This window comes from Acetobacter ghanensis, assembly GCF_001499675.1.
Taxonomy (GTDB): domain Bacteria; phylum Pseudomonadota; class Alphaproteobacteria; order Acetobacterales; family Acetobacteraceae; genus Acetobacter; species Acetobacter ghanensis.
On the sequence record NZ_LN609302.1, the window covers coordinates 671,170 to 683,535 of the forward strand.

Below are 12,366 nucleotides of genomic sequence, written 5' to 3' on the forward strand. Positions count from 1 at the left end.
CGTGACTGACGAGACTCCGTCTGTCGTGTTCGACACACTTGTTGTTGTGGGGCCGGGACTGATCGGTTCTTCTGTGCTCCGTCGTGCCAAAGCGTATGGTAATCTGGCCCGCAGGCTGATTGCCGTGGATAGCAGCCCGGCCGTGTGTGCACGGGTGAAGGAACTGGGGTTTGCCGACGAGGTAACAACGGATGCCGCCGCCGCAGCAGCACAGGCGGACTGCGTTATGCTCTGTGTGCCCGTTGGCGCCATGGGCGCGGTTGCGGCGCAGGTTGTGCCCGCCATGAAGCCGGGTGCCGTGCTGACAGATGTGGGGTCCACCAAGGTTTCCGTCACCGAGGCCATAGTCCCCAGTCTGCGGGCCGATGTGGCTTATGTGCCAACGCACCCTATGGCGGGTACGGAATTTTCAGGCCCGGATGCGGGACTGGTGGATTTGTTTGAAAACCGCTGGTGCCTGCTGACACCGCTGGAGTCCACAACACCAGAAGCCCTGCAACAGATTCGGACCTTGTGGACAAGGTGCGGGGCGCGCCTGCGGGAAATGACCCCCGCGCACCATGATCGTGTGTGTGCAATTGTCAGCCATCTGCCCCATCTGCTGGCTTTTACCATTTGTGGCACTGCGGATGATCTAGCGGAGGAGACTCGGTCCGAAGTGCTTGATCTGGCGGCTTCCGGGTTCCGTGACTTTACACGTATTGCTGCCTCCGACCCCATTATGTGGCGCGACATTTTTCTGGCGAACCGAGAGGCGTTGTTGGAAATGCTTGGTCGCTTTATGGAGGATGCTCAGGCTATGGCCCGGGCCATCCGTTGGGGGGACGCGGATTATATTGTGAACAAGATTGAGCGCGGTCGTGCGATTCGCAAAAGCCTGATTGAAAATCGTCAGGCCTGAGCCTGCTCAGGTTGGCTGACCAAAAGCCTTGATGCGCAGGGAATCGAGCCGCTTGTGGCTTCTGTCCAGCATGGGGTTAAGCGTTGTAGCTTTCTGCCATGCCTTAAGAGCAGCCTGACCATCGTTCAGGTGCTCTTCCACGCTGGCTAGTAGGCTCCACGTCTGGGCATCATCCTGATCCCGCGCCAGGGCTTCTCCCAAATCCGCTACGGCCCCTTTCAGGTTGCCTGCAACAAGGCGCATCTGGGCCCGGGTGCGCCATAGCACGGCCTGATCTGGCTGGAGAGCAAGGGCGTCTCCCACATCTTCCACAGCATCATCCGGCTTTTCGGCCGACAGGTCTTTTTCTGCGCGGCGGATCAGTAATTGTGTGGTGGGGGAAAGGTGGGCGGAGCGGAGGGCATCCAGCTGACTTTGTACACTATGCGCTTCTTCTGGCGTTTGGGCCTGCGCGAGGAGCTTGACCAGCATGGCAATCTGCCCGGCTGTGTCTGTACGCCCTGCCTGAGGGGCTTGTGTGCGGGGTGTAGGGGGCGTGGGGGCCGTGTCTGCCTGTGCGGTGGAAAAAGTGGTTATCGCCAACGCAGCAGAGAGGGCATAAAACAGAAACCCGTTCCTTCGGGTGCCGAGGGAACGGGTTCTGTGCATGATCGTCATGGTAAGCTTGCCCTTGTTGAGGGCCAGACCAACCATCAATTAGCCCTGACGGGCTTTCATGCGGGGGTTCTTTTTGTTGATGACGTAAACCCGGCCACGACGACGAACCACACGGCAGTCTTTGTCGCGCACCTTGGCTGACTTCAGGCTATTTCTGATTTTCATGGCCCGTATTCTCCGCCGATGCTGCTCAATGCATGAATAAGTTGGCTCGGCACATACCGGCCCCGTGCGTCTGAGTCAATATTCCCCGCATTTGTTGCGCGTTTTTCTTGCTGATTTTGCGTTTTGAAATGCGTTTTTGGGGCGTTGGTTCCCATAATGGCCCCTTCAGGCGTGGTCGGGGGCCAGTGTGAGCAGTGTGTTGGCCAGTGTTGCAAAATCCGCAGCACGGGGGGAACGGGGCCGCCATGCCAGCCCTATGGTGCGCCATGTGGCCCCTCCAGCGAGCGGACGGGCCATGACATTGCGGTTCTCAAGAATGCCACCATCAATAGCTAGTTTGGGCATGATGGCGATTCCCAGCCCCAACTCCACCATTTCCACCATGCTGTGGAGTGACATGGCGGTAAATGTGGGTTCACTTTCGCCTTCCGAGCCGCTGCGGCTGGGGCTTTGGCGGCAGATGGCCAATGTTTGTTCGCGCAGGCAGTGACCATCTTCCATCATGATCATGTTGAATTCGGACAATCGCTCCGCAGGCACGCTGTCCAGAGCGCCAAATGGGTGGTTTGCGGGCATGATGACACAAAAAGGGTCCTGCCACAGGGGATGGGTTTCCGTGCCGTCACACAGGCAGGGCATGGCCAGAACCAGCATGTCCAACTGCCCAAGGGAGAGTTTTTCCAGCAGATGTTCGGTGGTGTCTTCCGTTAGCGATAACAGCAGGCGTGGAAAATGCTCCCGTAATGTTTTGACCGTGGGAGGGATGAGAAACGGGCCAATAGTAGGAATAATTCCGAGTCGTAGCGGGCCGGTCAAAGGGGTGCGGGCGGCTGCGGCCAGTTGAGGGACCGCTTCCAGCGCAGCCAGAGCCTGCCGTGCCTTAAGTGCGATTTCATGCCCTAGAGGGGTAAAAACCACTTTTTTGCCTACGGTGCGGTCCAATAATGGGGCATCCAGCTGGCGCTCCAGCGTCATAATCCCAGCGGATAGGGTGGACTGGGTGACTGCGCAGGCGGCCGCCGCCCGGCCAAAGTGCCGCAATTCGGAAAGAGCGATCAGGTAGCGAAGCTGCTGGGCGGAGGGAAGGGGAAGCATGGCCGAGTCCTACCTGAAAACCGTGGCGTGGGTAATCGATGCACTCAATTATTCTTATATAAAATATTCATTGGATTAAATGAAAAAGGCGGGCCATACATACTTGCACCGCCTGACCAACCCAAGATGGTCAGGCACAGTGCCTTACAACAAGGAGCAAGCATATGCTGACCGTTGGCGATAAGTTTCCTAGCTTCGATCTGACCGCCGTTCCGGGTGGGCCGGAAGGCCTGAAGGGTGAGTTCGTTCAGATTTCCGACAAGTCCGATGCGGGCAAGTGGAAAATCGTGTTCTTCTGGCCGAAGGACTTCACCTTTGTCTGCCCGACCGAAATCGTGGCTTTTGGCAAGCTGTCCAAGGACTTTGCAGATCGTGACGCCGTTGTTTATGGCGTGTCCATCGACAGCGAGTTCGTGCATCTGAACTGGCGCCTGCACCACGAAGACCTGAAGGATCTGCCGATCCCGATGCTGGCTGACATCAAGCGTGAGCTGACCGAAGGCACGGGCGTTATGGCAAAGGACGCTGGCGTTGCCCTGCGCGCCACCTTCATTGTCGATCCCCATGGTGTTATCCGCCATGTGTCTGTTAACGACCTGTCCGTTGGTCGTAACCCGCAGGAAATCCTGCGTATTCTGGACGGCCTGCAGAGCGATGAGCTGTGCCCGTGCAACTGGAAGAAGGGCGAAGACTTTATTAAAGTCTGAGTCTGACAAAGTCTTCCGGCCCGTCTTGGCGGGTCGGGGATGTGTGGCGGGCCGCACCTTGTGCGGTCTGCTTCATGCCCCAAAAAACCATGTGAAGGGCCATTTGGCCCCGACCGACAGTGCCGCTTAGGGCTGCGGTTACGTGTTCCAGTTCCCACGCACTGGTCTGGCACCGTTTTCCCCACGACAATTCAGACGGAAAAAAGCCATGTCTATAGATGCTCTCAAAGACCGTATTCCCGATTATGCCAAGGACCTGCGCCTGAATCTGGGTTCTTTGGCCAGCGATATTTCTCTTACGCCGCAGCAGCTTGGTGGTACCTTTGTAGCCTCAGCCCTTGCCGCGCGGAATGATGATGTGACGCGTGAGATTGTTGAGCAGTTCCGCGATGTTCTGTCCGAACAGGCGTTGGCCGCCGCACAGTCCGCCAATGCCATTATGGGTATGAACAACATTTACTACCGTTTTGTGCATATGGCTGGTGGCGAATATGCCAAAATGCCAGCTCAGCTTCGTATGAGCGTGATTGGCAACCCCGGTGTGGACAAGGCCGACTTTGAACTGTGGTGTCTGGCTGTATCCATTATCAATGGGTGTGACCTGTGCGTAACCAGCCATGAGAAGATCGTGCGGGATGCGCTGGGTGCCGCTGCTGTGCAGACCGCAGCACGTATTGCGGCTACGGTGCATGCCGTTGCTGTAACGTTGCAGGGTGCGGACGCATTGCAGAACTAAATGCTGCTCAGATGGAGGGGGTGAAACCGGTCGTTCCTACGGCCGGTTGAGGCGCTTTGTCTACAAAACAGAAGGGCGCTCGGCGCCACTTTCATAAACCATTAAATTGTAAAGGAAAGTGGCGCGAGTGACGGGGCTCGAACCCGCGACCTCCGGCGTGACAGGCCGGCGCTCTAACCAACTGAGCTACACCCGCATTCTCAACGCTCACCAGTTGTGTGCGTTGGTATGTGGGGCTTTATAACGATGTTTTTTCTTTGGCAACAGGCATTTCAGAAAAAAATGCAAAGAACCGAATTTTTTCCAATGTTCTGTTGGGTTTAAGCGCCAAAATGTGTGCCTGCTGGCCGTGCTATCCAAAGCGGTAGCCTGAGAGGGCCTTGCCCAGAACCGTGTCACTATAAATCTGTTGCCCATGGTCCTGCCCTGCAGCGCCTGCGGCAACCATAAGGGGGAGCAGGTGTTCCGCCCGTGGGTGGCACACGCGCGCTCCCGGAGCCTGTGCCCACTGGACCAGCCCCAGAGTCCGTTCAGGCGGTGGAGCGCAAACAGTACGGGTCAACCATGCGTCAAACTCTTTTGCTGGCTGGTCGGTCAGGGGGGAGCCGTTCATGAAGTGGCTCAGGTTATGGTAGCTCAAACCCGTGCCCACAATCAGCACATTATTTGCGCGCAAAGGGGCAAGGGCTGCGCCAATAGCCAAATGGGCGGCCGGGTCCAGATCGGCCTGCAAGGACAGTTCCACAATGGGAATGTCAGCTTGGGGAAAGGCCAGCATAAAAGGAATGAACACCCCGTGGTCAAACCCGCGTTGTGCGTTTTCGGCGCTGGCAATGCCAGCATCCTCAAGCAACATGCGTACACGCTGTGCTAGCGCCGGGTTGCCCGGAGCGGGGTATTGCAGAGCATAGGTGTGGGGTGGAAAGCCGTAATAGTCGTATATCAGGTTGGGGTGCAGGCTGGAGGTCACTGTTACGCCCTGTTCCTCCCAATGGCCGGAGACGACGACAATGGCATCCGGTTTTTGCGGGAGTGACCCTGCCAGCCCACGTAAAAAAGCGGCCATGTGGTCCCATGTCTGTGGCCAGTCCATAAAAAAGCACGGACCGCCTCCATGCGGAATAAACAGGGATGGCTGCTTTTTGGGGGAGGGGTGGGGCATGAACGTCACCTTGGAACAGAAAAAGGCTGTGGTGTCGTTCCCAGCATGGCGGAAAACCGGCTGGTTGATAATTGGGGATATATGAACTTTATCTCACACGCGTAGTGTGATCCGGCATATGAAGTCTGGCAGACATTGGGGCTGTGGGGCCTGTATGCCTGCCAGATAAAGCGCCTTATTTGGCTTTGGCGGCTTCCAGAGCCTTGACGATGAAGGAGCCTGCTTCTTCCTTCGTGCCCCAGCCAGTCACTTTGACCCACTTGCCTTTTTCAAGGTCCTTGTAGCGGGTGAAGAAGTGTTCAATGGCCTTGACCGTAATTTCCGGCAGGTCATCGGTGGTTTCGACCTTGGAGAACTCAGGGTGCACCTTGTCGTGCGGGACGCAGATGATCTTTTCGTCCTGCCCAGATTCGTCTTCCATCTTCAGCACGCCAATGGGACGGGCCCGGATGACGCTGCCCGGCACAACGTTGGCTGGGGTTAGAACCAGGGCATCCGTCGGGTCGCCATCGGCTGCCAGTGTGTTGGGAATAAAGCCATAAGCTGTTGGGTAAGCCATGGGCGTGAACAGAAAACGGTCAACAAACAGGGCGCCACTTTCCTTGTCGATTTCGTATTTGACAGAGGAACCCTGCGGGATTTCAATCACGACATTGATGTCGAACGGCACATCCTTGCCGGGAGAAAGTTTGGAAACGTCCATGAACACTGCTCCAACCGATAAATAAAGGGAATGGATGCAGACCCTATCCGTCCGCCCGCGGCTTGCCAAGAGCCGGAGTATAAACGGGTGATATATGGATTTTCCTGCGCTAGACCCTTGCCAAATGGCTCTGGTTGCGTAATCAGATACTCGCCTGCGCGCCCGTAGCTCAATTGGTTAGAGCGGGCCGCTCATAACGGCTTGGTTGCGGGTTCAAGTCCTGCCGGGCGCAGGCTGTTCCAGCCAGCAGCGCTGCCTGTGGCACCTATATTTTTTCAGTTTATTCCGCATACGGGAGTTCATCATCATGGCATCCTATCAATACGTCTATGTGATGAAGGATCTGACCAAGTCCTATCCCGGTGGGCGTGAGGTGTTCAAAGGTATCACCCTGTCCTTCATGCCGGGTGCCAAAATTGGTATTCTGGGTGTTAACGGCGCTGGTAAGTCCACCCTGCTTAAGATTATGGCCGGGATTGATAAAGAATACGGCGGTGAGGCCTGGGCGGCCGAAGGCGTACGTGTTGGTTATCTGGAACAGGAACCTCAGCTGGACCCCAAGCTGACTGTGGGTGAAAACGTTGCTCTGGGTTTTGGCGACCTGAAAAAAGCGGTGGATCGTTTTAACGAAATTTCCGCCCGTTTTGCCGAGCCCATGGAAGACGACGAAATGAACGCCCTGCTGGCTGAACAGGCCGAATTGCAGGAAAAGATTGATGCGGGCGACGGCTGGGAGCTGGACCGTAAGCTGGAAATCGCGCTGGATGCCCTGCGCTGCCCGCCTGCGGATAGCTCTGTTGAAAAACTGTCCGGTGGTGAGTGCCGCCGCGTGGCTCTGTGCCGCCTGCTGCTGGAAAAACCAGACCTGCTGCTGCTGGACGAACCCACCAACCATCTGGATGCTGAAAGCGTGGCGTGGCTGGAAAAGACCCTGCGCGACTACGATGGCACGGTTATGGTCATTACCCATGACCGTTACTTCCTTGATAACGTGACAAACTGGATTCTTGAAATCGAGCGTGGTCGCGGCATTCCGTTTGAAGGCAACTATTCCTCTTGGCTGGAACAGAAGCGTAAGCGCCTGTCGCAGGAAGAAAAGGAAGAAAGTGCGCGCCAGCGTGCCCTTGCCGCCGAGCAGGAGTGGATTAACGCCAGCCCCAAGGCCCGTCAGAGCAAGAGCAAGGCCCGTATTGCTAAATATGAGGAAATGCTTGCCGCCAGTGCGGAAAAAGTGGGTGGCGTGGCCGATATTGTTATCCCGCCCGGCCCGCGTCTGGGTGGTACGGTTATTGAAGCCGATAACCTGTCCAAAGGGTTTGGTGACCGCCTGCTGATTGACAACCTGAGCTTCAAGCTGCCGCCGGGGGGTATTGTTGGGGTTATCGGGCCGAATGGTGCCGGTAAGTCCACCCTGTTCAAAATGATTATTGGGCAGGACAAGCCGGATGCAGGTGAGCTGAAAATCGGGGAGACGGTCAAGCTTGGTTATGTTGACCAGTCGCGAGATGACCTGTCCCCCGACAAAACGGTCTGGGAAGAAATTTCCGGCGGTACGGATGTGATCTATCTGGGTAAGCGGGCTGTTCCTTCCCGCGCCTATGTCGGGGCTTTTAACTTCAAAGGCTCAGACCAGCAGAAAAAAGTTGGTGTGCTCTCTGGGGGGGAACGTAACCGCGTTCATCTGGCCAAAATGCTGCGGCAGGAAAGCAACGTGATCCTGCTCGATGAACCGACCAACGATCTGGACGTGGATACGCTGCGTGCACTGGAAGACGCACTGGCTGAGTTTGCCGGGTGTGCTGTGGTTATTTCCCATGACCGCTGGTTCCTTGACCGTCTGGCGACGCATATCCTTGCATTCGAGGGTGATTCCCACGTTGAATGGTTTGAAGGTAACTTCCAGGCATATGAAGAAGACAAGCGCCGTCGCCTTGGGCCGGATGCCACGGAACCGGGACGTATTCATTACAAACCGATTGCCCGTTAAAAGGGTGCGGGTCTGGGGGCTCCATTATGGAGCCTTCCTCTGTTCCGGGTTCTGACCAGTGGATTTACGCTCGGTCAGAACGCCTCGCCTGCTTCTTAAACCCGTTACATGGCGGGATATGGAAGATATGGTGCGCCTAAAGGCCGATGGCGGTGCTTTTGGCCAGATGCTGGGCGGCGTGTGTACCCGCCAGCAGGCCGAGCGCGAGATGGCGGATGACATTGCTTTTTGGGCCTGTCATCGCGTTGGTATTTTTACCATTCATGAAAATGGACAGTTTGTCGGGATGACCGGCATTCATGACCGGCCAGATGGGCGCGGGTTTGGGCTACGGTTTGCCCTGTTCGCCAGTGCAAGGGGCCGTGGTATTGCGCGTGAGGCTGCTAATGCCGCCCTTAACTTTGCGCATGATGCTGGGCTGCATAGGGTTATTGCTGTTGCCGCCGAAAGCAATGTGGCTTCCCGTACTATTCTGGGGGGTATTGGTATGCATGTCTGCGAGACATTTGTTAGAAATGGGCAGACCATGGTCGTGTACGAAAGCAGGCGACCATAAAAAAAGGCACCCAGATGGGTGCCTTTTTTATGGTCTGTTAAAAACCGTTTTCCGATTCAGTTGCCGGGCTGAGCGTGGCGGTCCAGCTGCTTTTGCAGGGCGGAGAGCAGCGTATCCACATTGCCGCCATTACGGGCAATGAAGGAGGAGTAGTCATTCCGCTGGGTCAGACGCAGGCTCGCACCTTCACCAATAACGTCCACAACCTTTGGTTCACCACTTTCATAGCTGACAATCCACTGCATGGCGGCAGGGGGCTGCTGCGGGCGCATAAGGGTGGCGTTTACGGCGTCATCACTACCGGATTTACTGACATCACCAATTGTAAAGCTGACGCCACGGTATTCGCCAAGCTTATCGGTAATGGCGTTAACCAGAACCTGATGGAAGAGGCCCAGATAACGCTGCTTCTGGTCCGGTGTGGCAATTTTCCAGTAACGGCCAAGGCAGTAACGGCCAATTCCATCAATATCCACGTTTTTCTGAACCAGAGGGAGCACCTTGGTCTTCTTTTCGGGGAGCGGAATAGGGCTGTTGACGATGGCGACAAGCTGGGTGCCAAAGCTCTGAATAAACTGCTTGGCGTTATCCGCTGCGCGGGCAGGCAGGGCAAACAGTCCGCTGGCGCATGTTAGGGCCAGAGTGGCGAGAACAATACGACGACCAGAAAGAAGTTTCATGTCTGCGCTACCTTCTTGTTGTTAGTTATTGATACCAGTCTGGCACAGTGGCGCGCCGATCATTTTTAATGGCTTCGGCCTGCGCCTTGCGCTGTTGCTGGTATGCGCTGCGGATGGTGGCGTAGGGGTCCAGAGCATCACGCTGCAAGGCATCCAGATCTTCCAGATGCTCAGAGCGGCCATGAACAACGCCCATCATGTTATAGGCCCAGTTAAAGCTGACCAGCCCATACCCACGGGGAACATAATCCCACGGGGAGAGACCCTGATCAATCCCGTAGCCAATGCCATCACGGAAGGAGGACGGACCCATTGGCAGGAACAGGTACGGACCAGAGGAAATACCCCAGTTGGCCATGGTCAGGCCCGCATCGTTATCATGATGCGGGAAGCCGGCCATTTTGGCCACATCAATCAACCCGCCAATACCCACGGTCATGTTGATGCACCAGCGTACGAACGAGTCCCCTGCACGGCGGGGTTTGCCTGCCCCCACATCGTTAAAGAAGACCGAAGGTTCGTTCATAGTCGTAATCATGTTGCCCAGCGAATTCCGCACCGGGCGTGGCACGGCCCATACGTAAGCCTTGGCAACCGGCCGCAGAGCCCATGTGTCGAACTTCATGGTCAGGTTGAACATTTTGCGGTTCAACGGTTCATACGGGTCGTTGGCGGCCTTGTATTCGGCAAGGGCGTCAGGGTCTTTGGGCACGGGGGCTTTAATGGCACTGCACCCGGTCGTGCCGACCAGCACCAGACCAAGGCAAAGTGTTCCCAGACGGAAACGGCGATGTACCGAGGAACCTTCCCGCGTCTGATCATGCTGATCCTGAGCGCGAGGGCGGAGCCGTGAGCCGTTCCGTCCTGAAATCATTGCCACCTTTACCTTTGCCTTGTGACGTCCGCATGGCCTGCTCGGCAGACCTGTTATTGCTGCCTTCTCTACCATGAGAAACGCAGGGTGCAATGGCAGGGCTTCTCTGCGTAGAGGGCAGGGGACAAAAATAGCCCTTTGCATCTTACCCTTTCTGCCGGGGAGTGCGGATTTTTGCAACCGCTGTTGCCTGAAAGTCGCACATGATGCTGGGGATGTGATGCCGTGTGGGAATCCAGCGTTACAGCCCCCGTTCGCGTTTGATGATGTCCCACGCCGCGTTGATTCTGGAGATACGGACAGAGGCGACCTGCACCTCTTCGGGGCTGGCGTTGCGGGCGGCCATAATGTCCGGGTGGTATTGCCTGACGAGCTTTTTCCAGTGCGCCCGAAGTTCCTCGTTGGAGAGGGAGGAACTGACACCCATAATGGCGTAGGCATCTTCCTCGCCCATGGCAGCCCGTGCTCGGCCCTGTTCCGCCCGTTCCCACGCGCCACGGCCCAGCCCGAAAAGATGATGCACACGTTTGAGAAACCGGAGTTCCTCCGGAGCAAGGGGTTCGTCGGCGGCCAGATCGGCGCGGGCGATGGCAAACAGGATTCCCATCAGGTCTTCGAGCGGAGGTTTGTCTTTGGCGTAGGCCTGCCCCAACTCACGCGCGAAGGCCTCGTAATCGTCCGTTCTCTGGCGGGCCATGTCAAACAGGCGGCCAATGTCGCGCATGTTCTCGTCAGGAACACGGAACCGCGCTTTAAAGGCGTTGATCTCCCGCCGGTTGACCGGGGCATCGCACTTGGCCAGCTTGGCGGCCAGAATAACGCATGTCAGGCCGTAGAGCTGTTCTTTTTTGCCCAACGTGGCGGCCAGTTTGGCGGCTACAAAAGCGGCCGCGCCATTGGGGTCCGGGCGGGCACGGGCGGCCCACCGGTCGCTCCAGCCTACGGCGGGTGGTTGCAGCAAGGTGCCATTGTCCGCCGCATGGCCCAGGGCTGTGCCCAAAGCCGCACCAATTGGCCCACCAACGGCAAAGCCGGTTACGCCACCAAATATTTTGCCCCAAATAGCCATGTCCCCTTTTACCATGTTCTGGTGTGTAACCCTAGTCTGCACAGGGTTACCTCCAAAGATGGGCAGCAATGTGCCTGTGGCGCGTTTGGCGTTAAAAGACAGGGATGATGACAGATACCCCCTTACTTCCGGCCACTGGCCAGCCAACTGTCGCTCTGATTGGGGCAGGGGCAGTCGGGCTTGCGCTGGTTGCAACCCTTGCCCATGCGGGGTGGGGAGTCACTGTTTGCGGCGCCCGCACTCCCTTTGACCGGCTCTGTTTGAGCGAAGGTCGTCAGACTGCCACCTATCCGGTTCGCCATGCCCGTACCCCTGAGGAACTGGGTGCCTGCACAGTGGTGGTTCTGGCGGTCAAGGCGCATCAGACAGCGGATGTGGCGCACTGGCTGCATGCCGTGAACCGCCCTGACGTACGTGTGCTGGTTGCGCAAAATGGTCTTGAACAGCGTGAGCGCCTTGCTCTTCATGCGCCTATGGCGGTGGGGTTGCCGACGGTTGTGTATTTTAATGCCGAGCGGTTGGCGCCGGGTTGGACTGTTTTACGTCGAATCGGTGCGGTTGATGTGTGTCTGCCTCAAGGGGCGGGTGTGCAGGATGTGGTTATGGCCATGCAACAGGGGGGTATGCGTGTGACCACGGCGGCAGATATGACGACCGTGGTCTGGACCAAACTTCTGGCCAATAGTGCCGCCAATCCTCTGACCGCTTTGAGCGGACGGCACACGGGCGTCATGCGTGAGCCGGAGATGATTGCAAACGCGCGCCAGATTATGACTGAAGTGGTGCAGGTTGGGCAGGCGGAGGGGGCATCCCTTACGGCGCAGAATGTGGAGGAGACCATAGCGTGGTTCCAGACCATACCGCCGGACAGCACAACATCCATGTTGCAGGACCGGCTGGCAGGGCGTCCACTGGAGTATGACGCCATAACTGGCGCGCTTGTCAGGGCGGCAGACCGGCATGGTCTGGGTGTGCCTCTTAATCGCTTTGTTCTTGGTCTGCTATCCGCCATAAAACCTATGCAGACCTCATAAGCAGTACCCCACCAGCAGAACATTCGGTCACACTGTTTTC

At 57.0% G+C, this 12,366-nt stretch carries 14 protein-coding genes and 2 tRNA genes; 7 read left to right on the forward strand and 9 right to left on the reverse strand.

All coding sequences use genetic code 11. The features are described from left to right. Position 1 precedes the first annotated feature (1 nt). Complete coding sequence (locus tag AGA_RS03150) at positions 2-901, forward strand: prephenate dehydrogenase/arogenate dehydrogenase family protein (protein WP_059022989.1); 900 nt, start codon at positions 2-4, stop codon at positions 899-901. Between the two features lie 6 nt (positions 902-907). Here the strand turns inward: AGA_RS03150 and AGA_RS03155 are convergent, their stop codons facing one another. The 3 genes from AGA_RS03155 to AGA_RS03165 all read right to left on the reverse strand — a co-directional run bounded on the left by AGA_RS03155 (position 908) and on the right by AGA_RS03165 (position 2,818). Then, the gene (locus AGA_RS03155) at positions 908-1,594 is read right to left on the reverse strand and encodes a tetratricopeptide repeat protein (RefSeq protein ID WP_059022990.1); all 687 of its coding nucleotides are present in this window, start codon (positions 1,592-1,594) and stop codon (positions 908-910) included. 3 nt (positions 1,595-1,597) lie between these two features. Continuing rightward, positions 1,598-1,723 (reverse strand): type B 50S ribosomal protein L36, encoded by a 126-nt coding sequence (gene ykgO, locus AGA_RS03160; RefSeq protein WP_003625637.1) that lies wholly within the window; start codon positions 1,721-1,723, stop codon positions 1,598-1,600. Positions 1,724-1,888: 165 nt separating this feature from the next. Further along, positions 1,889-2,818: a hydrogen peroxide-inducible genes activator gene (locus AGA_RS03165; protein ID WP_059022991.1), complete on the reverse strand. Its 930-nt coding sequence runs from the start codon at positions 2,816-2,818 to the stop codon at positions 1,889-1,891. A 164-nt stretch (positions 2,819-2,982) separates the two neighbouring features. Between AGA_RS03165 and AGA_RS03170 the strand changes: the two genes are divergently transcribed. Continuing rightward, the gene (locus AGA_RS03170; RefSeq protein WP_059022992.1) at positions 2,983-3,525 is read left to right on the forward strand and encodes a peroxiredoxin; all 543 of its coding nucleotides are present in this window, start codon (positions 2,983-2,985) and stop codon (positions 3,523-3,525) included. Positions 3,526-3,733: 208 nt separating this feature from the next. After that, positions 3,734-4,261, forward strand: coding sequence for a carboxymuconolactone decarboxylase family protein (locus AGA_RS03175; RefSeq protein WP_059022993.1), 528 nt, complete (start codon positions 3,734-3,736; stop codon positions 4,259-4,261). Positions 4,262-4,380: 119 nt separating this feature from the next. On the opposite strand, the gene AGA_RS03180 is transcribed toward AGA_RS03175, so the two are convergent. The 3 genes from AGA_RS03180 to ppa form a co-directional block, all read right to left on the reverse strand. Then, positions 4,381-4,457: transfer RNA gene (locus AGA_RS03180), tRNA-Asp, on the reverse strand. 156 nt (positions 4,458-4,613) lie between these two features. Continuing rightward, positions 4,614-5,423, reverse strand: coding sequence for a DODA-type extradiol aromatic ring-opening family dioxygenase (locus AGA_RS03185; protein ID WP_059022994.1), 810 nt, complete (start codon positions 5,421-5,423; stop codon positions 4,614-4,616). A gap of 175 nt (positions 5,424-5,598) precedes the next feature. Further along, positions 5,599-6,126: an inorganic diphosphatase gene (gene ppa, locus AGA_RS03190; RefSeq protein ID WP_059022995.1), complete on the reverse strand. Its 528-nt coding sequence runs from the start codon at positions 6,124-6,126 to the stop codon at positions 5,599-5,601. Between the two features lie 158 nt (positions 6,127-6,284). On the opposite strand from ppa, the gene AGA_RS03195 reads away from it, so the two are divergent. The 3 genes from AGA_RS03195 (at position 6,285) to AGA_RS03205 (ending at position 8,669) form a co-directional block, all read left to right on the forward strand. After that, positions 6,285-6,358: transfer RNA gene (locus AGA_RS03195), tRNA-Ile, on the forward strand. A gap of 75 nt (positions 6,359-6,433) precedes the next feature. Beyond that, positions 6,434-8,113, forward strand: a complete 1,680-nt coding sequence (ettA, locus tag AGA_RS03200; RefSeq protein ID WP_059022996.1) for an energy-dependent translational throttle protein EttA — start codon at positions 6,434-6,436, stop codon at positions 8,111-8,113. A gap of 58 nt (positions 8,114-8,171) precedes the next feature. Further along, positions 8,172-8,669, forward strand: coding sequence for a GNAT family N-acetyltransferase (locus tag AGA_RS03205; protein WP_059022997.1), 498 nt, complete (start codon positions 8,172-8,174; stop codon positions 8,667-8,669). 56 nt (positions 8,670-8,725) lie between these two features. Here the strand turns inward: AGA_RS03205 and AGA_RS03210 are convergent, their stop codons facing one another. The 3 genes from AGA_RS03210 to AGA_RS03220 all read right to left on the reverse strand — a co-directional run bounded on the left by AGA_RS03210 (position 8,726) and on the right by AGA_RS03220 (position 11,292). Beyond that, positions 8,726-9,349 carry an MlaC/ttg2D family ABC transporter substrate-binding protein gene (locus AGA_RS03210; protein WP_059022998.1) on the reverse strand — a complete coding sequence of 208 codons (624 nt, stop codon included), beginning with the start codon at positions 9,347-9,349 and terminating at the stop codon, positions 8,726-8,728. Positions 9,350-9,374: 25 nt separating this feature from the next. Continuing rightward, positions 9,375-10,223, reverse strand: a complete 849-nt coding sequence (locus tag AGA_RS03215; protein ID WP_083503528.1) for an MlaA family lipoprotein — start codon at positions 10,221-10,223, stop codon at positions 9,375-9,377. A 241-nt stretch (positions 10,224-10,464) separates the two neighbouring features. Then, the gene (locus AGA_RS03220; RefSeq protein WP_059024616.1) at positions 10,465-11,292 is read right to left on the reverse strand and encodes a TerB family tellurite resistance protein; all 828 of its coding nucleotides are present in this window, start codon (positions 11,290-11,292) and stop codon (positions 10,465-10,467) included. 104 nt (positions 11,293-11,396) lie between these two features. On the opposite strand from AGA_RS03220, the gene AGA_RS03225 reads away from it, so the two are divergent. After that, positions 11,397-12,326, forward strand: a complete 930-nt coding sequence (locus AGA_RS03225; RefSeq protein ID WP_231945985.1) for a ketopantoate reductase family protein — start codon at positions 11,397-11,399, stop codon at positions 12,324-12,326. Positions 12,327-12,366 lie beyond the last annotated feature (40 nt).